The sequence below is a fragment of the Blastococcus sp. TF02-8 genome, from assembly GCF_003319175.1.
GTDB lineage: Bacteria > Actinomycetota > Actinomycetes > Mycobacteriales > Geodermatophilaceae > Blastococcus.
Window position 1 is genome coordinate 443020 of the sequence record NZ_QOHK01000002.1, and the last position, 21843, is coordinate 464862.

26 protein-coding genes are annotated in these 21843 nt (G+C 74.1%); 18 read left to right on the forward strand and 8 right to left on the reverse strand.

Annotation, left to right across the window (positions count from 1 at the left end):
* Window positions 1–34 precede the first annotated feature (34 nt).
* Entirely contained in the window at window positions 35–319 is a 285-nt protein-coding gene (locus DQ237_RS06255; RefSeq protein ID WP_113798216.1) for a DUF2516 family protein, read from the forward strand.
* Between the two features lie 30 nt (window positions 320–349).
* Here DQ237_RS06255 and DQ237_RS06260 read toward each other — a convergent pair whose 3' ends face one another.
* From DQ237_RS06260 to DQ237_RS06270, 3 genes are read right to left on the reverse strand one after another with little or no spacing between them, the layout of a single operon-like run.
* Window positions 350–544, reverse strand: a complete 195-nt coding sequence (locus DQ237_RS06260; protein ID WP_113798218.1) for a PspC domain-containing protein — start codon at window positions 542–544, stop codon at window positions 350–352.
* Between the two features lie 31 nt (window positions 545–575).
* On the reverse strand, window positions 576–1415 hold the full coding sequence (locus DQ237_RS06265; protein ID WP_113798573.1) for a spermidine synthase: 840 nt from the start codon (window positions 1413–1415) through the stop codon (window positions 576–578).
* Between the two features lie 5 nt (window positions 1416–1420).
* Window positions 1421–2284, reverse strand: coding sequence for a class I SAM-dependent methyltransferase (locus DQ237_RS06270; protein WP_113798219.1), 864 nt, complete (start codon window positions 2282–2284; stop codon window positions 1421–1423).
* Window positions 2285–2318: 34 nt separating this feature from the next.
* Here DQ237_RS06270 and DQ237_RS06275 point away from each other — a divergent pair, with 34 nt between their 5' ends.
* Window positions 2319–3326 (forward strand): UDP-N-acetylmuramate dehydrogenase, encoded by a 1008-nt coding sequence (locus DQ237_RS06275; RefSeq protein ID WP_113798221.1) that lies wholly within the window; start codon window positions 2319–2321, stop codon window positions 3324–3326.
* Window positions 3323–3604: a hypothetical protein gene (locus DQ237_RS06280; protein ID WP_113798223.1), complete on the forward strand. Its 282-nt coding sequence runs from the start codon at window positions 3323–3325 to the stop codon at window positions 3602–3604. The genes DQ237_RS06275 and DQ237_RS06280 overlap by 4 nt, the downstream gene beginning before the upstream one ends.
* Window positions 3605–4086: 482 nt before the next feature.
* Here the strand turns inward: DQ237_RS06280 and DQ237_RS06290 are convergent, their stop codons facing one another.
* Complete coding sequence (locus tag DQ237_RS06290; RefSeq protein ID WP_113798227.1) at window positions 4087–4872, reverse strand: SDR family oxidoreductase; 786 nt, start codon at window positions 4870–4872, stop codon at window positions 4087–4089.
* Window positions 4873–4958: 86 nt separating this feature from the next.
* On the opposite strand from DQ237_RS06290, the gene mshA reads away from it, so the two are divergent.
* From mshA to DQ237_RS06315, 5 genes are all read left to right on the forward strand, one after another.
* A complete protein-coding gene (mshA, locus tag DQ237_RS06295) occupies window positions 4959–6299 on the forward strand; it encodes a D-inositol-3-phosphate glycosyltransferase (RefSeq protein WP_113798229.1) in 1341 nt (446 codons plus the stop codon).
* On the forward strand, window positions 6296–6838 hold the full coding sequence (locus tag DQ237_RS06300; RefSeq protein ID WP_113798231.1) for a YbjN domain-containing protein: 543 nt from the start codon (window positions 6296–6298) through the stop codon (window positions 6836–6838). Before mshA ends, DQ237_RS06300 begins: the two co-directional genes overlap by 4 nt.
* Window positions 6835–8427, forward strand: a complete 1593-nt coding sequence (locus DQ237_RS06305) for an MFS transporter (protein ID WP_113798233.1) — start codon at window positions 6835–6837, stop codon at window positions 8425–8427. Before DQ237_RS06300 ends, DQ237_RS06305 begins: the two co-directional genes overlap by 4 nt.
* 100 nt (window positions 8428–8527) lie before the next feature.
* On the forward strand, window positions 8528–9778 hold the full coding sequence (locus tag DQ237_RS06310; protein WP_113798235.1) for a pyridoxal phosphate-dependent aminotransferase family protein: 1251 nt from the start codon (window positions 8528–8530) through the stop codon (window positions 9776–9778).
* 44 nt (window positions 9779–9822) lie between these two features.
* Window positions 9823–10584, forward strand: a complete 762-nt coding sequence (locus tag DQ237_RS06315; RefSeq protein ID WP_240619447.1) for a phosphoglyceromutase — start codon at window positions 9823–9825, stop codon at window positions 10582–10584.
* A 63-nt stretch (window positions 10585–10647) separates the two neighbouring features.
* Here DQ237_RS06315 and phoU read toward each other — a convergent pair whose 3' ends face one another.
* Window positions 10648–11313, reverse strand: a complete 666-nt coding sequence (phoU, locus tag DQ237_RS06320; RefSeq protein WP_113798237.1) for a phosphate signaling complex protein PhoU — start codon at window positions 11311–11313, stop codon at window positions 10648–10650.
* Between the two features lie 169 nt (window positions 11314–11482).
* Here phoU and DQ237_RS06325 point away from each other — a divergent pair, with 169 nt between their 5' ends.
* On the forward strand, window positions 11483–12688 hold the full coding sequence (locus DQ237_RS06325; protein ID WP_113798239.1) for a cell wall metabolism sensor histidine kinase WalK: 1206 nt from the start codon (window positions 11483–11485) through the stop codon (window positions 12686–12688).
* The gene (locus DQ237_RS06330; RefSeq protein ID WP_113798241.1) at window positions 12685–13371 is read left to right on the forward strand and encodes a response regulator transcription factor; all 687 of its coding nucleotides are present in this window, start codon (window positions 12685–12687) and stop codon (window positions 13369–13371) included. Before DQ237_RS06325 ends, DQ237_RS06330 begins: the two co-directional genes overlap by 4 nt.
* Window positions 13372–13405: 34 nt before the next feature.
* Here the strand turns inward: DQ237_RS06330 and DQ237_RS06335 are convergent, their stop codons facing one another.
* On the reverse strand, window positions 13406–13606 hold the full coding sequence (locus DQ237_RS06335) for a DUF3072 domain-containing protein (RefSeq protein WP_113798242.1): 201 nt from the start codon (window positions 13604–13606) through the stop codon (window positions 13406–13408).
* A 103-nt stretch (window positions 13607–13709) separates the two neighbouring features.
* On the opposite strand from DQ237_RS06335, the gene DQ237_RS06340 reads away from it, so the two are divergent.
* Window positions 13710–14777 (forward strand): helix-turn-helix domain-containing protein, encoded by a 1068-nt coding sequence (locus DQ237_RS06340; protein ID WP_113798244.1) that lies wholly within the window; start codon window positions 13710–13712, stop codon window positions 14775–14777.
* Here DQ237_RS06340 and DQ237_RS06345 read toward each other — a convergent pair.
* Window positions 14670–15482, reverse strand: a complete 813-nt coding sequence (locus DQ237_RS06345) for a hypothetical protein (RefSeq protein WP_113798246.1) — start codon at window positions 15480–15482, stop codon at window positions 14670–14672. The genes DQ237_RS06340 and DQ237_RS06345 overlap by 108 nt on opposite strands.
* Window positions 15483–15567: 85 nt before the next feature.
* Here DQ237_RS06345 and DQ237_RS06350 point away from each other — a divergent pair, with 85 nt between their 5' ends.
* Together DQ237_RS06350 and DQ237_RS06355 are read left to right on the forward strand one after the other, a co-directional pair.
* Complete coding sequence (locus DQ237_RS06350) at window positions 15568–16512, forward strand: hypothetical protein (RefSeq protein WP_113798248.1); 945 nt, start codon at window positions 15568–15570, stop codon at window positions 16510–16512.
* Window positions 16512–17336, forward strand: a complete 825-nt coding sequence (locus DQ237_RS06355) for a hypothetical protein (RefSeq protein WP_113798250.1) — start codon at window positions 16512–16514, stop codon at window positions 17334–17336. Before DQ237_RS06350 ends, DQ237_RS06355 begins: the two co-directional genes overlap by 1 nt.
* A 25-nt stretch (window positions 17337–17361) precedes the next feature.
* Here the strand turns inward: DQ237_RS06355 and DQ237_RS06360 are convergent, their stop codons facing one another.
* Window positions 17362–17928 carry a type 1 glutamine amidotransferase domain-containing protein gene (locus tag DQ237_RS06360; protein WP_113798252.1) on the reverse strand — a complete coding sequence of 189 codons (567 nt, stop codon included), beginning with the start codon at window positions 17926–17928 and terminating at the stop codon, window positions 17362–17364.
* 169 nt (window positions 17929–18097) lie between these two features.
* Here DQ237_RS06360 and proC point away from each other — a divergent pair, with 169 nt between their 5' ends.
* From proC to DQ237_RS06385, 5 genes are all read left to right on the forward strand, one after another.
* Window positions 18098–18916 (forward strand): pyrroline-5-carboxylate reductase, encoded by an 819-nt coding sequence (gene proC / locus DQ237_RS06365; RefSeq protein WP_113798255.1) that lies wholly within the window; start codon window positions 18098–18100, stop codon window positions 18914–18916.
* A gap of 429 nt (window positions 18917–19345) precedes the next feature.
* On the forward strand, window positions 19346–19561 hold the full coding sequence (locus DQ237_RS20595; protein WP_113798577.1) for a helix-turn-helix domain-containing protein: 216 nt from the start codon (window positions 19346–19348) through the stop codon (window positions 19559–19561).
* 150 nt (window positions 19562–19711) lie between these two features.
* Complete coding sequence (locus tag DQ237_RS06375) at window positions 19712–19810, forward strand: 30S ribosomal protein bS22 (RefSeq protein WP_012854759.1); 99 nt, start codon at window positions 19712–19714, stop codon at window positions 19808–19810.
* Window positions 19811–19820: 10 nt separating this feature from the next.
* Window positions 19821–20927 (forward strand): NAD-dependent epimerase/dehydratase family protein, encoded by a 1107-nt coding sequence (locus DQ237_RS06380; protein WP_113798257.1) that lies wholly within the window; start codon window positions 19821–19823, stop codon window positions 20925–20927.
* Complete coding sequence (locus DQ237_RS06385; RefSeq protein WP_113798259.1) at window positions 20920–21831, forward strand: lysophospholipid acyltransferase family protein; 912 nt, start codon at window positions 20920–20922, stop codon at window positions 21829–21831. Before DQ237_RS06380 ends, DQ237_RS06385 begins: the two co-directional genes overlap by 8 nt.
* The last annotated feature ends 12 nt before the right edge of the window (window positions 21832–21843 follow it).

Genomic DNA, 21843 nt, shown 5'->3' on the forward strand with positions numbered 1-21843 from the left:
CCGTCCGGCAGCGTCCCGCGGGTAGCCTTGCCCCATGCGCCACTTCGACGCGTTCCTGATGGCCGGTCTGAAGTACGGCGCGCTGGCGCTGGCCGTCTGGGCCTTCGTCGACGCGCTGATCCGCCCGGCGAACGCCTACGTGGCGACGGGCAAGCTCACGAAGCCGGCCTGGGTGGGCATCACGGCCGTGGCCGGGCTGGTCATCAAAGGCTTCGGACTGCTGAGCTTCCTCGGGCTGCCGGCGGTCATCGCCGCGGTCGTGTACCTGGTCGACGTGCGCCCCGCGGTGCGCGGGCTGAGCAGCGGCAACAGCTGGTGATGCCGGCCCCGCTGACCCGCGCCCGCCCGGTCAGCCGGCGGGGATGAGCAGCCAGAGCAGCAGGTAGGCCACGATCTGCGGGCCGGGGAGCACGCAGGAGATCACGAAGGCCAGGCGCAGGCCGTTCGTCGACAGCCCGAACTGGCGGGCCAGGCCCGAGCACACACCACCCAGGACCTTGTTCCGGGTGTCCCGACGGAGTCCTCGCGGTGCAGGTGTCGTCACCCGTCCCACCCTAGGCCGCCGGGCGGCCCGGTCAGCGGCCGAAGACGCCCTCGGGCGGTTCGGGTGAGGGCTGCGCGTCGGCGTCGGTGACCGGCTGGGCCCTGCCGACGAAACGGTCGAGGTCGGCACCCTCCACCACGCGGGAGGGCATCGGGTCCCGGGCGCAGGCGCGGGTGAGGGCAGCGACCGGCAGCTCGGCGTCGGAGGCGACGGCGACCAGGTTGCCGAAGCGGCGACCCCGCATCGTGCCGGGCTCGGCCAGCAGGCAGACGTGCCGGAAGGCCGTGCGCAGCGTCGCCACCTGCGCGCGGGCGAAGCGCAGCGGAGGCCCGTCGGCGACGTTCGCTGCGTAGACCCCACCGGGGCGCAGCACGCGCGCGACCTCCCCGGCGAACTCGGCGCTGGTCAGGTGCCCCGGTGTCCGCGCGCCGGCGAAGACGTCGGTGATCACGACGTCGGTGCTGCCGGGGTGCATGGACTGCAGCGCCTCGCGCGCGTCGGCGGCCCGCACGCGGATGCGGGCGTTGCGGGGGAGCGGCAGGTACTCCCGGACGAGGCCGGTGAGCGGTTCGTCGATCTCCACCACCCGCTGCCGGGAGCCGGGCCGGGTGACGGCGACGTAGCGGGGGAGGGTGAGCGCGCCACCGCCGAGGTGGACCACGTCCAGCGCCGCCCCGGGCTCCGCGGCCAGATCGAGCACGTGCCCCATCCGGCGGACGTACTCGAACTCCAGGTGCGCGGGGTCGTCGAGGTCGACGTGCGACTGCGGCGTGCCGTTCACCATCAGCACCCAGGCGCCGTCGCGGTCGGCGTCGCCCAGGAGCTCGGCGGTACCTCCGGCCACGGGGGTCGGGCCGGGCGGGACCCGCATCGGTGTCAGACCGGGGCGACGGCCGACCACCGGACCGTCACCTCGCCGTGCCGCCACCGCCGGCTCGAGCCCACCAGCGGCCAGCCCTGCTCGCCGAGCGCCCCGACCGCGGCGGCCCAGCGCTGGCGGGGTCCGAACGTGGACATGCCGGCTGCGGCGGCCCAGGTGGCGTCGAGGGCGCGCAGGAACTCGTGCACCGGCTGTCCGGGCACGTTGTGGTGGATCAGCGCCTTGGGCAGCCGCTCCGCGAGGTCCGAGGGCGTCGCGATGTCCGAGACCCGGGCCGCCAGCGTCAGGGTGAGCGGCCCGTCGGCGTCCAGGGCCACCCAGGCCGACCGTCGTCCCCACTCGTCGCAGGTCCCCTCGACGATCAGACCGCCGGGCGCCAGGGCGCCACGCATCGTCTCCCAGGCCCGGGCCGCGGACTCCTCGTCGTACTGCCGCAGCACGTTGAACGCGCGCACGACCACCGGGCGCAGCCCGGCCAGCTCGAACCCGCCGATGCGGAAGTCCACCCGCGGCGGGTCCCGGTCCGCCTCGACGGCCCTCACCCGCTCCGGGTCGATCTCCAGGCCCACGACCTCCAGGCCGTCGACCTCCGGGCCCAGGCGCTCGACGAGCTCCAGGGTGGTCACCGCCGAGGAGCCGTAGCCCAGGTCCACCACGAGGGGGCGTGCGGAGTCGCGCAGTCGCGGGACCTGGGTGGCCACCAGCCAGCGGTCGACCCTGCGCAGCCGGTTGGCGTTGGTGGTGCCTCGGGTCGGGAGGCCCAGGGCGCGAGCGCGTCCGGCGGCGAGCCGCGGGGCCCTGCGCTGCGGCTGAGGGGACAGCGAGGCCCGCTGCTTGTGCTCGTTGCCCGCCTCGCTCACCGGGGGGAAGGGTAGTCCCGGCTACCGTCGTGACGTGCAGGTGCGAGCGGACGTCCCCCTTTCGGAGCTCACCACCCTCGCCGTCGGTGGCCCCGCAGAGCGGCTGGTCGAGGTGGAGACGGCGGACGAGCTGGTCGCCGCCGTCCGCGACGCCGACGGGGCAGGCCGCCCGCTGCTGCTCATCGGCGGCGGCTCGAACCTGATCGCACCCGACGAGGGCTGGCCCGGCGACGTCGTGGCCGTCCGGTCCCGGGGCATCGAGCGGACCGGCGACCGGCTGACCGTCCAGGCCGGCGAGGACTGGGACGCGCTGGTCGCCCACACGGTCGAGAACGGCCTGGCCGGGATGGAGGCGCTGTCGGGGATCCCCGGGTCAACGGGGGCGACGCCGGTGCAGAACGTCGGCGCCTACGGCCAGGAGGTCGCGCAGACGATCACCGCCGTCCGCGTGTACGACCGCTCCGAGAAGGCCGAGCGCACGCTGACGCCGGCCGAGTGCGGGTTCGGCTACCGGGACAGCCGGCTCAAGCGGGAGCCGGGCCGGTTCGTCGTCCTCGAGGTGACGTTCCGGCTGACGCCCGGGGAGCTGTCCATGCCGGTCGGCTACGCGGAGCTGGCCCGCACGCTCGGCGTCGAGATCGGCGACCGGGCGCCGCTGGCCGAGGTACGCGAGGCGGTCCTCGGGCTGCGCCGCGGCAAGGGCATGGTCTGGGACCCGGCCGACCCCGACTCGCGCAGCGCGGGCTCCTTCTTCACCAACCCGATCGTGCCGGTGGAGCAGGCGGTCGAGGGCTGCCCGAGCTGGCCGGCGAGCGAGGGGATGGTCAAGCTCAGCGCCGCCTGGCTGGTGCAGCACGCCGGCTTCGGTCGCGGCACTCGCGATGGACGGGTGGGGACCTCGTCGCGGCACAGCCTGGCGCTCACCACCTCCGACGGCGCCACCGCCGCCGAACTGCTCGCCTTCGCCGACAGGATCGTCGCGACCGCGCAGGAGAAGTTCGGCGTCACGCTCGAGCGCGAGCCCACCGCGGTGCGGCCGTGACCGCCGAGGACCGCCAGGCGCGGCTGCGTGCCCTCTACGCGGTGCTGTCCGCTCCCGACCCCAGCCCGAGCGGGCAGGAGAGCGACGAGGAGTGGACCCGCTGGATGGACCGGGTCGCCGCAGACGAGGCCCTGGCCGGGCTGGTGCACTCCGGCGCGCACGGGGACCGGTTCGAGAACGCCGATCTGGCGCCGCACCGGGAGGCGTCGGAGCGGCTCGGGTCGCGGCTGGACGCCGATGCGCTCGCCGAGGCCTTCCGATTGCTCGCGGAGCGGTAGGTGTCCGGCCAGCCGGCACGTCCACGGTGGAGGTGGTCTGCCAGGCTCCTCGCGCGGTTGCGAGATCGTGCGGTGCCGCGTCGTGAGGCGGAGGCCGCGTGGCGCCAGGTGTGGGGTGCCGTGCTGCAGCAGGCGAGCGCGGACGCCGAGGAGCTGCCCGCCCGGCACGAGGCCGCCTTGCCAGGACTGGACGTCGGCGTCACCCGGGGTCTGACCGACCGCGGTACGTGGACCTGGGGGATCCACGCACTCCTGCTCGATGGGACCGATGTTCGCCAGAGCTGGGAAGTGCTCGCCACCCGGACGGCCGGCGAGCGGGACTGGACGGTCGCGCAGAGCGCGGAGTCCGCACGCGCCCGGACCGAGGCCGCCCTGCGTGCGTGGGCGCGCCGACCGGTCAGGGCCAGGGTGCGGTGTGCGCTGATGTGCCGCTCTCGGCTCGCGAACGGCACAACCGCGCACACGGTCGGGCCGCGACCAGGTCAGCCGTCCCGCGCGACCTTGTGCTGAGCTGCCTGGGCGCGCGGGCGGACCACCATCAGGTCGATGTTCACGTGGTGCGGCCGGGTGACCGCCCACGCGATGCAGTCGGCGACGTCCTCGGCCACCAGCGGTTCGCGCACTCCCTGGTAGACCGCGTCCGCCCGCTCCTGCGACCCCAGCCGGTTGAGCGAGAACTCCTCGGTGTGCACCATGCCCGGGGCGATCTCGACCACCCGCACCGGCTCGCCCACCAGCTCCAGCCGCAGCGCCCCGGCCAGGGCGTGCACGCCGTGCTTGGCCGCGGTGTAGGAGCTGCCGTTCTCGTAGGTGACCAGACCGGCCGTCGAGCTGACGAAGAGCACGTCACCGGCGCCCGATGCCCGCAGGGCCGGGAGCAGTGCCTTGGTCAGCCGCACCGTGCCGACGACGTTGACGTCGTAGGTGCGGGCCCACGAGTCCAGGTCCGCCTCGGCCACCGGGTTGCCGTCGAACGCGCCACCGGCGTTGTTGACCAGCACGTCCACCCGGTCCAGCGTCGTGGCGAACGCGTCCACCGATGCCTGGTCGGTGATGTCCAGCGGAAGCGCCCGGGCCCCGATCGCCGTCGCCAGCTCCTCGAGCCGGTCGACCCGGCGCGCGGCGACGACGACGTCGAAGCCCTCGGCGGCCAGGCGCCGGGCGGTGGCGGCGCCGATGCCGCTGGAGGCCCCGGTGACGACGGCGGTGCGGCGGTGACCGGGCAGGGCGCGGTACTCGGACCGGGTGAGGTCTGCGGGGTCGGGCATGCGGGCCATCCTCGCGCTGTTGCAGGATGGACAGCAGACAGGGGGTGCGCAGAGCACCCGGTGCAGCACGGAGCGGGAGGTCGCAGGTGCCCGCTCGCCGCTTCCCCGGCCCCGGCCTGCCCCACCGCGTGGCGACGCTGTCGGTGCACACCAGCCCGCTCGACCAGCCCGGCGCCGGCGACGCCGGCGGCATGAACGTCTACATCGTCGAGGTCTCGCGCAGGCTGGCCGCCCGTGGCATCGCCGTCGACGTCTTCACCCGCGCCACCTCCAGCGACCTGCCGCCCGTGGTCGAGATGAGCCCCGGGGTGACCGTGCGGCACGTCAGCGCCGGCCCGTTCGAGGGCCTGGGCAAGGAGGAGCTGCCCGCGCAGCTGTGCGCCTTCACCGCGGCGGTGCTGCGCGAGGAGGCGCAGCACGAGCCCGGGTACTACGACGTCGTCCACTCGCACTACTGGCTGTCGGGGCAGGTCGGCTGGCTGGCGCGCGACCGGTGGAGCGTGCCGCTGGTGCACACCGCGCACACCCTGGCCAAGGTCAAGAATGAGGCGCTGGCCGCCGGCGACCGCCCCGAGCCGCGCTCCCGGGTGATCGGCGAGGAGCAGGTCGTCGCCGAGGCCGACCGGCTGATCGCGAACACCGACGAGGAGGCCCGCCAGCTGGTCCGCCTCTACGGCGCCGACCCCGCGCGCACCCTGGTGGTCCCGCCGGGGGTCGACCTCGACCGCTTCACCCCGGGTAGCCGTGCCGCCTCCCGGCGCGAGGTCGGGGTGGGCGAGGACGCGGTCGTGCTGCTGTTCGTCGGCCGCATCCAGCCGCTCAAGGCCCCCGACGTGCTGCTGCACACGGCCGCCCGCATGCTGGCCGACGACCCGGCGCTGCGGTCCCGGCTGCAGGTGCACGTCGTCGGTGCGCCCAGCGGGAGCGGCCTGGACGCCCCGCGCCAGCTGGAGCAGCTGGCCGCCGAGCTCGGGATTCCCGACGTCGTCCGCTTCCACCCGCCGCAGCCGCCCGAGCGGCTGGCGCACTTCTACCGAGCCGCCGACGTCACCGTCGTCCCCAGCCACAACGAGTCCTTCGGCCTCGTGGCGCTGGAGTCCCAGGCCTGCGGCACGCCGGTGGTCGCCGCGGCCGTGGGCGGGCTGCCGACGGCGGTCCGCGACGGCGTGTCCGGCGTGCTGGTCCCCGGTCACGACCCGGCCGACTACGCGGTCGCGGTCCGCGCCGTGCTCGCCCGCCGCGAGCTGCTGGCGGCCGGTGCCCGCCGGCACGCGGCGCGCTTCTCCTGGGAGCGCACCGTCGACTCGCTGGTGGAGGCGTACGCGTCGGCCGCCGCCGAGATGGCCGCGGCGCCGGTCCGGCCGGCGCGCGAGCGGCGTGCAGGCGGCCCGCTGCGCACCCTGCCCGGCCTGGGGGTGGCCCGGTGAGCCGCACGGTCGAGGAGCTCGACGCCGTCATCGACCGCACGCTGCGCGACAGCGAGCTCGTGCACGAGCACCCCGCCCCGGGAACGTGGCTGGTCGACCTCCCGGGCACCAAGAAGCTCAAGACGGTGTGCGGGCTCATCGTCGGGGAGCACTCGCTGCGGATCGAGGCCTTCGTCTGCCGCCAGCCCGACGAGAACCGCGAGCAGCTGTGGACCTACCTGCTGCAGCACAACGCCCGCATGTACGGGGTCTCGTACTCCATCGACGCCGTGGGCGACGTGTACCTGACCGGCCGGCTGCCGCACGCCGCGGTGACGCCCGAGGAGCTCGACCGGCTGCTGGGCGCGGTCCTGAGCTACGCCGACGACCACTTCAACACCATGCTGGAGATCGGCTTCGGTACCTCGATCCGCCGCGAGTGGGACTGGCGGGTCAAGCGCGGTGAGTCGCTGCGCAATCTGGAGGCGTTCGCCGCCTTTGCCGACCCCACCCGCCGCCCGGACGCCGACCCCACCCGGCGGACCGACGGCGAGGCGTGACCGCGACCGAGGAGTCGCAGCCGGGCGCGGCGTCGCCCGGCGAGCAGGAGCGTCCCGGCTACGCCCGCCGGTGGTGGGTGCTGGCCACCATGACGGTCTGCCTGCTCGTGGTGATCATGGGGAACACGATCCTCAACGTCGCCATCCCCACGCTCCAGCGGGAGCTGCGGGCGACCCAGGGGGAGCTCCAGTGGGCGGTCGACGCCTACATCCTCGTGTTCGCCGGCCTGCTCTTCTCCTGGGGCGTGATCGGTGACCGGATCGGCCGCCGCCGGGTCCTGCTGATCGGGCTGAGCGTCTTCGCGCTGGGATCGGTCATGGCGGCCGTCAGCGACAGCGCCCTGGAGCTCATCGCGTGGCGGGCGGTGATGGGCATCGGCGGGGCGGCCGTGCAGCCCACCACGCTCGCCGTCATCACCAACGTCTTCCCCGCGGGGGAGCGGGGTCGCGCCATCGGCATCTGGGCCGGGACCGCCGGCATCGCCGTCGCCGGTGGGCCGCTGGCGGGCGGGGCCGTCCTGGAGCACTTCTGGTGGGGCGCGGTGTTCCTCGTCGGGGTCCCGGTCGCCGTCGTCGGGCTCGTCGCGGTCCTGGCGGTGGTCCCCGAGTCCCGGGACCCGAGCCCCGGCCGGCTCGACGTGCCCGGCGTCCTGCTGTCGATCGCGGCCCTGGCCGGCCTGGTCTACGGGATCATCCGCGGGGGCGGGGGAGCCGGCTGGACGACTCCCGGCGTGCTGGCGCCCCTGCTCGGCGGCCTCGCTCTCCTGGCGCTGTTCGTGTGGCTGCAGCGCCGCTCGGCCCACCCGGCGCTGGACGTCTCGCTCTTCGGCAACCCGGCCTTCTCCGCGGCGGCGGGCGCGCTGGGGCTGAACTTCTTCGCGCTGCTCGGCGCCACCTTCTACCTGGTCTTCTACCTCCAGGGCGTCCGCGGCTTCAGCCCGCTGGAGAGCGGAGCCGCGCTCATCCCGGTCGCGCTGGGCATGGCGGTCATGGCACCCCTCAGCTCGGGGTTCGCCGACCGGTTCGGCGCGAAGGCCGTCTGCGCCGTCGGCTTCCTGCTGATCGCGCTCTCCTTCGTCGGCGTCCAGCTGCTGGACCAGGACACCGCGGTCTGGGTGCTGATCACCGTGCTCTCCGTGCAGGGGGTCGGAATGGGCACGGTGATGGCGCCCGCGACGGAGTCGATCATGTCCGTCGTCCCCCGGGAGAAGGCCGGGGCCGGCGCCGCGGTGAACAACTCCGTGCGCCAGGTGGGCGGCGCGCTCGGCGTCGCCATCCTCGGGTCGCTGCTCGCCGGGGTGTACGCGGCGCGGCTGGGCGACGCGGTCGACGCCCTGCCGGCCGGGATCCGTGACGAGGCGAGCGAGTCGATCGTCGCGACCCTGGAGGCGGTCCGTCGTGTCCAGGCCGACGGCGGGCCCGACGTCGCACGTGCCGCTGCGGACCTGGTCGGACCGGCACGGGAGGCGTTCGTCTCGGCCATGCACGTGACTGCCGTCGGCACGGCGGCGGCCACGCTGGTGGCCGCGGTGGTCGTCCTGGTCTGGCTGCCGGGTCGACGCGCCGATGTGGTTCCGGTCACGGAGTGACTCGATAGGGCAACCGACGGTTGACGTCGGCACCCGCCAAAACCCACTCTGACGCGCGACGCAGGCGGGACCACCCCGCGACCACGCGCAAGGAGATCCGGTGCCCGACCACGCTCCCCGTGCCCCGCAGGGCCGTCGGGACCCGTTCGCGCCGTTGCTGGAGAACCCGCTCGCGGCCCTGCTCCGGGAGCACACCGCCGCCGATGCCGCGACCCACGCCGTCCCCACCGGGGGCGCGCCTCTCCCGGTGACCACGTACGCGGACGGCCGGAGCCGGACCAACCTCGGGACCGGCAACTACCTCGGCCTCGCCGGGGACCCCCGCGTCGTCGAGGCGGCCGGGGCGGCCTTGCGCCGCTACGGCACCAGCGCCTCCGGCAGCCGGGTGCTCAACGGGACCACGGCGCTGCACCTGGAGCTCGAGGCGGAGCTGGCCGACCACTACGGCACCGAGGCCGCCGTCCTGACCTCCTCCGGCGTCAACGCCAACCTGGCGCTGCTGTCCACCGCCTGCGGGCCGGACGACGCCCTGCTGGTCGACGCGCACGTGCACGCGAGCCTGCACGCGGCGGCCGCCGCCAGCCGCGGCACGGTGCTGCGCTGGCGGCACAACGACCTGGACTCGCTGACCGTCCGGCTGGAGCGGCTCGACCCGCGGGCCGGCGGGGTCGTGGTGGTCGACGGCGTCTACTCGATGACCGGGGAGCTGGCGCCGCTGGACCGGATCGTGGCCCTGTGCGACCGCTTCGACGTGCGACTCGTGGTCGACGAGGCCCACGGTCTCGGTGTTCTCGGGGCCGGTGGTCGCGGCGCGGCCGAGCAGCTCGGTGTGCTGGACCGCGTCGACGCGGTCACGGTCGCGCTCAGCAAGTCGCTGGCCAGCGTCGGTGGTGCGGTCATGACGTCCAAGGCCGCGGCCGACGGCATCCGCGCCGGTGCGATGCCCTACGTGTTCAGCGCCGCCAACGACCCCGCGTCGGTGGCCGCCGCGCTGACCGCGCTGCGCATCCTGCGCGCCGAGCCGGAGCGGGTCACCCGGCTGCAGCACAACGGCGAGCTGCTGCGGACGGCGCTGGCCGAGGCGGGTGCGACTCCGGTGCCGGGCCGCGGTGCGGTCATCGCCGTCCCCACGGGGGCCGAGGAGGTCACCGCCGCCGCCTGGCGGGCGTGCTTCGACCAGGGCGTCTACACGAACGCGGTCGCCTACCCGGCGGTCCCGCGCGGCAAGGGCGTCCTCCGGCTGACCGTGATGGCGACGCACACCGACGAGCAGCTGCGGGAGGCCGCCCAGGTCGTGGCCGCGGCCGTGCGATGGGCGCGCGAGGGCGAGCGGGAGATGGTCCCGGCCTGACGGCCCTGCTGCTGCCGCGCAACCGGTCGGGCAGGATGTCCGCCGTGACGACGTCGACGGGAACGCTGGTCCTGCTCCGCCACGGCGAGAGCGAGTGGAACAAGGCCAACCTCTTCACCGGCTGGGTGGACGTGCCGCTGTCGGAGAAGGGTCGCGCCGAGGCCGCCCGCGGTGGTGAGCTGCTCGCCGAGCACGGCCTGCTCCCCGACGTGCTGCACACCTCGCTGCTCAAGCGGGCCATCACCACCGCCGAGCTCGCCCTGGCCGCCGCCGACCGGCAGTGGATCCCGGTGCAGCGCTCCTGGCGGCTCAACGAGCGGCACTACGGCGCGCTGCAGGGCAAGGACAAGGCCGCCACCCTCGCCGAGTACGGCGAGGAGCAGTTCATGATCTGGCGCCGGTCCTACGACACCCCGCCGCCGCCGATCGACGCCCAGAACGAGTTCTCCCAGGACGCCGACGCCCGCTACGCGTTCCTGCCGCCGGAGGCGCGCCCCGCCACCGAGTGCCTCGCGGACGTCGTCGTCCGGATGCTGCCCTACTGGTACGACGCGATCGTGCCCGACCTGCGCGCCGGGAAGAACGTGCTGGTCGCCGCGCACGGCAACAGCCTGCGCGCGCTGGTGAAGCACCTCGACGGCATGGGCGACGACGAGGTCGTGGGGCTCAACATCCCGACCGGGGTCCCCCTGCGCTACGACCTCGACGACGACCTGCGTCCGACGACGCCGGGTGGGCAGTACCTCGACCCGGACGCCGCCGCGGCCGCCATCGAGGCCGTCAAGAACCAGGGTAAGAGGACCTGATCGCCCCCCACACCTCGCTGGCGCTCGGCGCGGGCCCCTGCGACCAGGCCGAGAGTGCCCGGGTCAGATCGGGGTGCTGGCCTCGGGGACGTAGCGCTCGCCGGTGACCAGGTAGCAGACGCGGCGGGCGACGCTGACCGCGTGGTCGGCGAAGCGCTCGTAGTAGCGCCCGAGCAGGGTGATGTCGATGGCGGTCTCGATGCCGTGCGGCCAGTCGTCGCTGAGCAGCTGACGGAACAGGCCCCGGTGGATGCGGTCCATCGCGTCGTCGTCGGTCTCCAGCTCGCGCGCCGCCTCGACGTCGCTCTTGGCGATCACCGTCGCCGTCTTGGTGATGAGCAGCTCGGCCACGTTCCCCGCCTCGAGGAAGGCCGGCCGGACCTCCTGCGGCACGGCGTGCTCCGGGAAGCGCATCCGCGCCACCTTGGCGATGTGGGCGGCCAGATCTCCCATCCGCTCCAGGTCGCTCACGATGCGCATGGCGGTGGTGATGGTGCGCAGGTCCCCGGCGACCGGCTGCTGGCGCGCCAGCAGGGTGAAGGTGCGCTGCTCGATGCTCTCCCGGGTGGCGTCGATCGCGTCGTCCCCGGTGATCACCCGGTCGGCGAGTTCCACGTCGGCGTCCAGGAGTGCGGTGGTCGCGGTGCTCATCTGCGAGCCGACCGCGTTCGCCATCCCCACCAGGCAGGCGTTGATGTCGTCGAGTTCCTCGTGGTAGCTGTCCCGCACGGTCGTCCCTCTCGTCGTCTGTTCCGGGGCGACGCTAGGTGTGCCCGGGAGCGTCCCGGTCGCCGTCAGGTGAACGCGCCCCCACTCTCCGGTGAACACTGACCCGTCCGGGCGGTGAACCCTTGCGCGGGGGCGCTTCCCGGCCGGTCGCCCACCTAGCATCTGGGCCGTGAGTCCGCTGGTCGCCCTGGTGGTCGGCCTCCTCCTCGGTGGGGTGGTGGCCGCAACCGTCGTCATCCGGTTCCGCCCCGACCTCGGGCGGTCCGTCGGTGACGACCCCACCCTGGCGGCCCCCGAGGTGGCGCTGACCCGCCGGCTGGTCGACCTGATCGACCCGGCGATCGTGTTCGTGGAGAGCGACGACTCGGTGCTGCTGGCCAACCCCGCGGCCCGTGCCCTCGGGATCGTCCGGGGTGACCGGCTACTGGTGCCGGAGCTGCTGACGCTGGCGCGCGACGTGCGCCGCAGCGGCAGCCGTCGCGCGGACGTCCGGCTGCCCGGCGACCTCGTGGGATCGGGCCCGCGGCTGGTCGGGGTGCACGGCGTCCGGCTGGACAGCGGAACGGTGACCGCGCCGGGCCCGGTCGCCCTCGTGCTCCAGGACGTCACCGAGGCCCGCCGGGTCGAGGCGGTGCGCCGGGACTTCGTCGCGAACGTGGGGCACGAGCTCAAGACCCCGGTGGGTGCACTGGCGCTGCTCGCGGAGGCGATCGAGGGCGCGGCGGACGACCCCGAGGCGGTCCAGCGCTTCGCGTCCCGGATCGCGCACGAGTCCGACCGGCTGGGCCGGCTGGTCCGCGAGCTGATCGACCTCTCCCGACTGCAGGGCGGGGAGCCGCTGCCGGAGTTCCGCCGGGTGGACGTCGACCAGGTGCTGGCCGAGGCCGTGGACCGCACCCGCACCGCCGCGCGCGCCAAGCAGCTCGACATCGTCGTCGGCGGGCAGCCCGAGCTGGTGGTGCGCGGCGTGGAGAGCCAGCTGGCCACCGCCGTCACCAACCTGCTGGCCAACGCGGTCGCCTACAGCACGGGGGAGAGCCGGATCGCCGTCGCCGCGCGCTCGCGCTCGGGCTTCGCCGAGATCACCGTGACCGACAGCGGCATCGGCATCCCGCGCGCCGACCGGCACCGCATCTTCGAGCGCTTCTACCGTGTGGACCAGTCCCGGGCGAGCAGCACCGGCGGCACCGGCCTCGGGCTGGCCATCGTGAAGCACGTCGCCAGCAACCACGGAGGCTCGGTCAGCGTGTGGAGCGAGGAGGGGCTCGGCTCCACCTTCACCCTGCGCATCCCGCTCGCCGGCCCGGCCGACCACCCGCTGCCCGACCCCGACCCCGTGACCACGCCGCAGACCCTGGAGAACGAGCGTTCATGACCCGAGTGCTGGTCGTCGAGGACGAGGAGTCCTTCTCCGACGCGCTGTCCTACATGCTGGGCCGGGAGGGCTTCGACCCGGTCGTGGCGGCCACCGGCCCCGACGCGCTCGCCGAGTACGACCGCGGCGGTGCCGACATCGTGCTGCTGGACCTGATGCTCCCCGGCCTCTCCGGCACGGAGGTGTGCCGGGCGCTGCGTTCCCGCGGGAACGTCCCGATCATCATGCTGACGGCGAAGGACAGCGAGATCGACAAGGTCGTGGGCCTGGAGCTGGGCGCCGACGACTACGTCACCAAGCCGTACTCGGCCCGCGAGCTGGTCGCCCGGATCCGCGCGGTGCTGCGGCGCCGCGGCGAGGTGGCCGACACCCCTGCGGACGACGGCGTGCTGACCGCGGGGCCCGTGCGCATGGACGTCGAGCGCCACGTGGTCTCCGTCGACGGCGCGGCGGTCGCGCTGCCGCTCAAGGAGTTCGACCTGCTCGAGTTCCTGATGCGCAACTCCGGACGGGTGCTCACGCGGTCGCAGCTGATCGACCGGGTCTGGGGCTCGGACTACGTGGGGGACACCAAGACCCTCGACGTCCACGTGAAGCGACTGCGCGCCAAGCTCGAGCCCGACCCCGCCAACCCGACCTACCTGCTGACGGTGCGGGGCCTGGGCTACAAGCTCGAGGCCTAGCAGGGGGCCGACGGGCTGGGCCGGCCCCGCGGGCTCAGGACTTGAGCTCGTCGATCTTCTGCGAGGCCTCGGCCTTGGTGAGCTTCTCGGGGTCGACGTCCTCGTCCGACTGGCGGGACAGCGTCTCCAGGTAGCTCTTCTGCGCTCCGGTGGCCGGCTCGTCCCCGGTCACCCATTCCGTCGGGTCCTTCTCCGGTGAGGCGGCGGGCTGGGCGTTCGCGTTCGATTCGCTCATGTGTTCGAGCGTAGGCCGCAGCGGGACCGGTCGCACGCCGAGCAGGGAGATCGGCAGGTGGCAGGATCGACCACGAGCGCAGGTTTTCGGCCACAATGCGGCCATGGCTCTCCCGGACCGCCCCCTGGTCGTCACCGTCCTCGTCGCCGACCGGCTCGTGGCCCCCTTCGGCCTGGGTGTCTGCAACGAGGTCTTCGGCTACGACCGCAGCCGGCTCGGCCTGCCGCGCTTCGACTTCGGGATCGCGGCGGAGCACCCCGGCGTCTGCCGGACCGACACGGGCATCGGCATCCTCGTCGAGCACGACCTCGAGCGCGTGGACCGCTCGGACATCCTGCTCGTCACCGCGTGGGAGGACTTCGACGCCGAGCCCTCGCCCCAGCTGCTCGACGCGGTGCGCCGCGCCCATGCCCGCGGCGCGTTGCTGGTCAGCCACTGCACCGGCGTCTTCGTCCTGGCCGCCGCGGGGCTGCTCGACGGGATGCGCGTGACCACCCACTGGAAGTGGACCGGCGAGCTGGCCACCCGCTTCCCGGAGCTGGAGGTCGACCCGTCGGTCCTCTACGTGGACAACGGCCGGATCATCACCGGGGCGGGAACGGCGGCCGGCGTGGACGCGCTGCTGCACCTGGTCCGCCGCGAGTGGGGTGCGAACGCGGCCAACTCCCTCGCCCGCGAGATGGTCGTGCCGGCGCACCGCGACGGCGGCCAGGCGCAGTTCATCGACGCCCCGGTGGCGGCCTGCGAGGACGACCGGCTGGGTGCGGTCCTGGAGTGGGCGCAGCAGCACCTGGCCGAGGAGATCAGCGTGGACCTGCTCGCCCGGCGCGCGCTGATGAGCCCGCGCTCCTTCGCCCGGCGGTTCAAGGCGACGACGGGGACCACGCCGCACGCCTGGCTGCTCGCGCGGCGCCTCGACGCGGCCGAGGTGCTGCTCGAGGAGTCCGACGCCTCGGTGGAGGAGATCGCCCGGCTGGTGGGTTTCGGCACCGCTGCCGGCCTCCGCGAGCAGTTCACCCGGCGTCGTGGCGTGGCCCCGCGCGCCTACCGGCAGACCTTCCGGTCAGGAGCCCGGACGGCGCCGGTGCAGCTCGACGGGCACCGGCCGTGGGCTGGCGGGGTGCGGGGCGACGAGCCCCTGGTCGAGGCGGAGCTGGGCCAGCCGGCGTAGCTCCGCGTAGGCCGGCCCCCCGAGGAGGGTGGTCAGCTCCGCGGCGTAGGTGTCCACCAGCGGCTCGGGGGCGACGTGCGCGGCCGGCGAGCCGGTGCACCACCAGTGCAGGTCGTGCCCACCCGGGCCCCAGCCGCGCCGGTCGAACTCCCCGACGGTCGAGACCAGGACCCGGGTGCCGTCGGGCCGCTCGACGTGCTCCTGCTCCCGGCGGATTGGCAGCTGCCAGCAGACGTCGGGCTTCGTGGTCACCGGGTGCAGGCCCTCGCGGAGCGCCATCCGGTGCAGGGCGCAGCCGGTGCCGCCGGCGAACCCGGGCCGGTTGAGGAAGACGCAGGCACCGTCGACGACGCGGGTGCGCAGCGAGCGGACCCCTTCCTCGGCGTCGTCCGCCGAGTCCTCCTCCGTCCACGCCCCCCGGCCGACGGCTGCCAGCTGCCAGTCCTCGTCGGCGAGGTCGGCGACCGCGGCGGTCACCCGGTGCAGGTCGTCCTCGTCGGTGAAGAAGGCGCCGTGGCTGCAGCACCCGTCGTCCGGCCGGCCCTCGACGACGCCGGCGCAGCCCCGGCCGAAGATGCAGGTCCACGCCGAGGTCAGCCAGGTCAGGTCCGCCCGCACCACGTGCTCGGGATCGGCGGGATCGGGGAACTCCACCCACTCCCGGGCGAAGTCCAGGGCGACCTCCTCCGGGGGCTCGTTCCACACCGGCCCAGCCTAGAAGGACCCCCTCCTCCTCCCGCTCCCTCCGCTCGCCGCGAGCCTCGGGAGGGGGCCAGGGCAGACTGGGCGCATGCGGCTCGGGGTGCTGGACGTCGGATCGAACACCGTGCACCTCCTGGTCGTGGACGCCCACCGCGGTGCGCACCCGACGCCGATGCACGACGACAAGTCCGTGCTGCGTCTCGCCGAGCACGTCGGCCCGGACGACGTGCTGTCCAAGGCGGGGGAGAAGGCCCTGCTCACGGCGGTGCAGGACGCCTGCGACCAGGCCGAGGCGCAGGTTTGCGACGAGTTCATGGCCCTGGTCACCTCCGCCATCCGCGAGGCGGCGAACGGGCTCGAGGTCCTCGACCGGGTGCGCGAGCGGACGGGCGTGGAGCTCCGGGTGCTCAGCGGGGAGGACGAGGCGCGGCTGACCTTCCTCGCCGTCCGCCGGTGGTTCGGCTGGAGCGCGGGCCGGCTGCTGGTGCTCGACATCGGCGGCGGCTCCCTGGAGCTCGCCGCCGGCGTCGACGAGGACCCCGAGGTCGCGCTCTCGCTGCCGCTGGGCGCCGGCCGGATGACCCGCCGGTTCCTGCCCACGGCGCGTGAGGGCGGTCGCCCCGACCTCGGGGCGCTCGACGCGCTGACCGAGCACGCCACCGGGCTGCTGGCTCCGGCCGCCGAGCAGATCGTCGCCCTCGGGCCGCCGGACCTGGTGGTGGCCACCAGCAAGACCTTCCGGACCCTCGCCCGCCTGGCCGGCGCCGCGCCGTCGTCGGCCGGGTTGCGCGTGCCCCGCGAGCTGACCGCCGTCGGGCTGGGGCAGGTGGTGGGCTTCGTCTCCCGCATCGAGTCGGCCGCACTGGCCGAGCTGCCGGGCGTGTCGGCCGACCGCGCGCACCAGGTTCCCGCAGGAGCGGTTGTCGCTGCCGCAACTCTGCGTGCGCTGGACGTACCGTGCGTGCGGATCTGTCCGTGGGCGCTGCGCGAGGGTGTCATCCTGCGCAGGCTGGACTCGATGGGAGGGGTGTGATGGCCGAACCGGACTGGAACCCGGACACGGGAGGACGCTCCCTCGCCGAGATCCTGCGCGAGGCCGGCATCGAGTCCGCCGCGCGTCAGCAGGCCCGGCGGCGCCGTTTCGACGACGACGACGACACCGGGATCCGCCAGCGGCGGGCCGACGACGCCGCGGCGGCCGAGCGCGCCGGGTACGGCCGCCGGCGCAGTGACCTCCAGTTCTCCGAGCCCGCCGCGCCCCCGGTGCGGCAGTCGCGGCCGCAGCGCGCCACCGCCGGCCCGTCGACGGCGGCCATCCCGGGGCTGCGCCCCGACCGCAAGCCCGGCGTCCCCCAGGTGTCGGCCCAGCCCTCCGCCCCCGTGCCGCCGTTGCGCCGGGCCGCCGAGGCGGCCGGGCCCCAGCGTTCCGCCGGCCGGGGCTCCGCTCGTCCGGACGGCCGCGAGGAGCGTCGCGGCGCCACCCGCACGGCGCAGCGCGAGTCCCACCCGCACACCGGGCCCATCCCCGTCGTCCGGGCCGACGACCTGCCCGAGACCGACTACGACGGCACGCCGCAGGAGAGCGCGCTGGCGTGGCTGCGGTTCGGTGGCGAGCTGCTGATCGCCCTCGCCGCGGGCGTGGGCATCTACTTCGCCGCGACGGTCCTCTGGGAGATGGTGCCGCGACTGGCGATGTTCCTCGCGCCGCTCGCCGTCACCGGGCTGGTGGCCGGCGTCAACCTGTGGCGGCACAAGCAGGGTGCCGAGCCGGTGGGCGCGCGACTGCTCGCGGTCCTGGTGTTCGCCGGCACCCTGCTCACGATCGCCCCGGCCGCCAGCCTGCTCGGCGCCTCCTGAGCGCGCCGGCCGGTGGCCTCGCCGGTCAGGCGTCGGTGGGCTGCTCCTCGCGCGAGCCGGCGAACTCCTCGACGATCGCCGCGGAGAAGGCGTCCAGGTCGTCGGGGTTGCGGCTGGTGACCAGGTTGCCGTCGACGACGACCTCCTCGTCCACCCAGTTCGCCCCGGCGTTGCGCAGGTCGGTCTGCAGCGACGGCCACGACGTCATGCGCCGGCCGCGGACGACGTCGGCCTCGATCAGCACCCAGGGGGCGTGGCAGATCGCGGCGACCGGCTTGCCGGCGTCGAAGAAGGCCTTCACGAACGTGACCGCGTCGGCGTCCGCGCGGACGAAGTCACCGTTGATGACGCCGCCGGGCAGGACCAGCGCGGCGTAGTCGTCGGGGTCGGCCGATCCGAGCTCGGTGTCGACCGTGCGCTTCTCGCCCTTGTCGATGTGGTCGTACGCGGTGATCGAGCCCGAGCTGAAGGAGACCAGTTCCGGCTCGGCGCCGGCCTCCTCGAGTGCCTGCCAGGGCCGGTCCAGCTCGACCTGCTCGACACCGTCGGTGGCCAGCACGGCCACCCTCATCCCGCTCAGTTCTCCAGCCATGGGGGCCGCGCTACCCGGTGGCGCGAGCGCACACACCCGGGCGCACTACGGTTTCGGGCACCGGAGAGCGCGGCCCGCCACGGCCCGCGCCCGACAGCTGGGAGCACGAGATGGCCTGGGCAGACCCCGTGGAGCAGCAGCGCAGCGCGTCCCGACCCGGGGTGCGGGCGTGACCGCGGCCGGCCGGCGCGGGCTGGCGATCGTCGGCGGCGGCAAGATGGGGGAGGCGCTGCTCTCCGGGCTGGTGCGTCGCGGGGGACCGGACGGCATCGTCGTCTGCGAGCGGAGTCCCGAGCGCGCCCAGCAGCTGGCCGAGCGGTACGGCGTCGGCACCGTCGACCTCGCCGGGGCGGCCGGGCGCGCGCGGGTGCTGCTGCTCGCGGTGAAGCCGCAGGACATCGACGGCCTGCTCGGCCGCATCGCCGCGCACGTCGACACCGGGCACCTGGTGGTGTCGATCGCCGCCGGGGTGCCGACCGCGCGGATCGAGGCCGCCCTTCCCGAAGGGGTGCCGGTGGTCCGGGTCATGCCGAACACCCCGGCCCTGGTCGACGAGGGGATGAGCGTCCTCTCCGCCGGGGCGCACGCGGGGGAGGCCGATCTCGACGAGGCCGAGGCGCTGCTGGCCGCGGTCGGCCGGGTGCAGCGGGTGCCGGAGGCCCAGCAGGACGCGGCGACGGCGTTGTCGGGCAGCGGTCCGGCCTACTTCTTCTACCTGGTCGAGGCGATGGTCGACGCCGGGATCCTGCTCGGCCTGCCCCGCACGCTGGCCGCCGACCTCATCGTGCAGACCGCGCTGGGCGCGGCGGTGATGATGCGGGACTCCGGCGAGCACCCCGTCCAGCTCCGCGAGGCAGTGACCAGCCCCGGGGGGACGACCATCGCGGCGATCCGCGAGCTGGAGCGGCACGGTGTGCGGGCCGCGCTGATCGCGGCCATCGAGGCCGCGCACGCGCGCTCCGTGGAGCTCGGAGTCGACAAGTCGTGAGGTCGACTCGTCGACGGTCACCGTGCGGAGCGGGCCGAACACGGTAGCGGCTGGCCGGCAGAAATCCGTGGACGCTGCGTGATCGATCGTTCACCGTGTCGCAGAACGCGCCGGAACGGCTGTGTCCCGTGTTGCATAGGTGTAGTTCTGCCTAGGACGGACCGGTCCGCCTGTTCGTTTCATCCATCGCATCCGTCACGCCCGTCCCCTTACGCTCAGTACCAGCGCATGCGTGTTCAGTTGCCGGTGGGGAAGCCGGCGCCACGACATGGGCCAGGTACCGGAGACGAAGACATGACCATGCCCCAGCGTCAGCACCAGCACGCCGCCACCGTCGTCCGTCCGGGGATGCCCGTCCCCCGCCCGATGGGCCGCCCGATGCCCGCAGCCGCCATGGCCCGCCCGGTGCCGGCCGCCCACCCCGCCGCCATGCCCGTCGGCCGCGCCGCCGTCCCGGCTCCGCGTGCCGCCGTCACCTTCCTGACCGTCGCCGAGGTCGCCTCGATGATGCGGGTCTCCAAGATGACCGTGTACCGCCTCGTCCACGCCGGCGAGCTCTCCGCCGTCCGCGTCGGCCGCTCCTTCCGCGTCCCGGAGCGCGCCGTGCAGGACTACCTGCGCGACGCCTACACCGACATCGCCTGATCCGCAGGGCGTTCCCCGCTCTTCCTCCGGTCGGGCCGTCCCGCGGCGACGTCGTCGCGGGGCGGCTCGGGTACGCTCGGTCGCCGAGCGACACCGGGGCGGACTCGGCGGTCGCGCTCGAGCTGTTCAATACGACGTCGGGAGCACCACGTGGGTTCGGTCATCAAGAAGCGGCGCAAGCGGATGGCGAAGAAGAAGCACCGCAAGCTGCTGAAGAAGACGCGCGTTCAGCGCCGCAACAAGAAGTGAGCTGACGCTCGTGCCGCCCGCGGTCGTCCTCGTCACCGGTGTGAGCCGGTGGCTGGGCGGTGCGCTGGCGGCCGAGCTCGCAGCGGACCCGTCGATCGAGCGGGTCATCGGCGTGGACACGGTCCCGCCGTCGCCGGCGATGCTGCGCCGGCTCGGTCGCACCGAGTTCGTGCGGGCCGACATCCGCAACCCGCTGATCGGCAAGGTCATCGGCGCGGCGTCGGTCGACACCGTGGTGCACATGAACATCAGCTCCACCCCCGCCGGTTCCGGCGGACGCGTGCCGATGAAGGAACTCAACGTCATCGGCACGATGCAGCTGCTGGCCGCCTGCCAGCGGGCCTCCTCGGTGCGCCGTTTCGTCCTCAAGTCGACGAGCGCGGTCTACGGCGCCTCCTCCCGGGACCCGGCGGTCTTCACCGAGTCGATGCAGGCCCGCCAGGTGCCCTCCGGCGGCTTCGCCAAGGACAGCGTCGACATCGAGGGCTACGTGCGCTCCTTCGCGCGGCGCCGGCCCGACGTCGACGTCGCGGTCCTGCGGTTCACCAACTTCATCGGGCCGCGGATCGACTCGCTGCTCACCGGCTTCCTCCGGATGCCCCTGGTCCCCACCGCTCTGGGCTACGACGCGCGCGTCCAGCTGCTGCACGAGGACGACGCGCTCGCCGTGCTCACCCGCGCGACCACCGGGAGCTTCACCGGCACGGTGAACGTCGGCGGCGAGGGAACGCTGCTGCTGTCGCAGGCCGTGCGCCGGCTCGGCCGCATCGAGATCCCGCTGCCCTCGCCCGCCCTCGGCTCGGTGGGCCGGCTCTCCCGCCGGTTCGGGTTCGTCGACTACTCGCCCGAGCAGATGCGATTCCTGAACTTCGGTCGCGTCGTGGACACCACGCGGTTGCGCACGGAGTTCGGCTACACCCCCCGATACTCGACGGCGGACGCGCTGGCCGACTACGCCCGCACGGTGCCCGCCGTCATCGACCCGAGGACGGTGCGGTCGGTGACCGGTGGCCTCCGTTCGTTGCTCACCCACGCCGGAGACGCGGCCACGGCCGTCGAGCGACGGCTCCGACCGGTCCCGCCACCGCCGGGACTGCGGGCGGTGCGCGATGCCTGAGGCCCGCGTGATCCCGCTGCGCCCCGACGACGACGAACCGTTCGTCCCGGTGTCCCCGCCGCCGGCCTGGGACGACCAGATCGCCGGCGGGCTGGACTTTCTGCAGCGCCGGGTCACCGGCGAGTACGACACCGACGAGTTCGGCTTCGACCCGGACCTGGCCGACCACGTGCTGCTGCCGATCCTGCGACCCTTCTTCCAGAAGTGGTTCCGGGTGGAGACCTTCGGCCTGGAGAACGTGCCCGCCGACAGCGGCGCGCTGGTGGTGGCGAACCACTCGGGAACCCTCCCGGTCGATGCGCTGATGACGACGGTGGCGCTGCACGACGAGCACCCCGCGTCCCGGCGCTTCCGGTTGCTGGGCGCGGACCTCGTGTTCGAGATCCCGGTGATCGGGGCGATGGCCCGCAAGCTCGGTGCGACGCTGGCCTGCAACGAGGACGCGGAGCGGCTGCTCACCGAGGGGGAGCTGGTCGGTGTCTTCCCCGAGGGGTTCAAGGGCATCGGCAAGCCGTTCCGCGACCGGTACACGCTGCAGCGGTTCGGTCGGGGCGGCTTCGTCTCGGCGGCGCTGCGCACCGGCGCCCCGATCATCCCGTGCGCGATCGTCGGCGCCGAGGAGATCTACCCGATGATCGGCAACGCGAAGACCCTCGCCCGGGTGCTGGGGCTGCCGTACTTCCCGATCACGCCCACGTTCCCGCTGCTCGGTCCGCTGGGCCTGGTGCCGTTGCCCTCGAAGTGGCTGATCGCCTTCGGTGAGCCCATCGAGACGGCGTCGTACGGCCCCGCGGCCGCCGAGGACCCGATGCTGGTCTTCAACCTGACCGACCAGGTGCGGGAGACCATCCAGCACTCGCTCTACCAGCTGCTGCTGCGCCGCCGGAGCGTGTTCGGCTCCTAGCCGAGGGGCCGG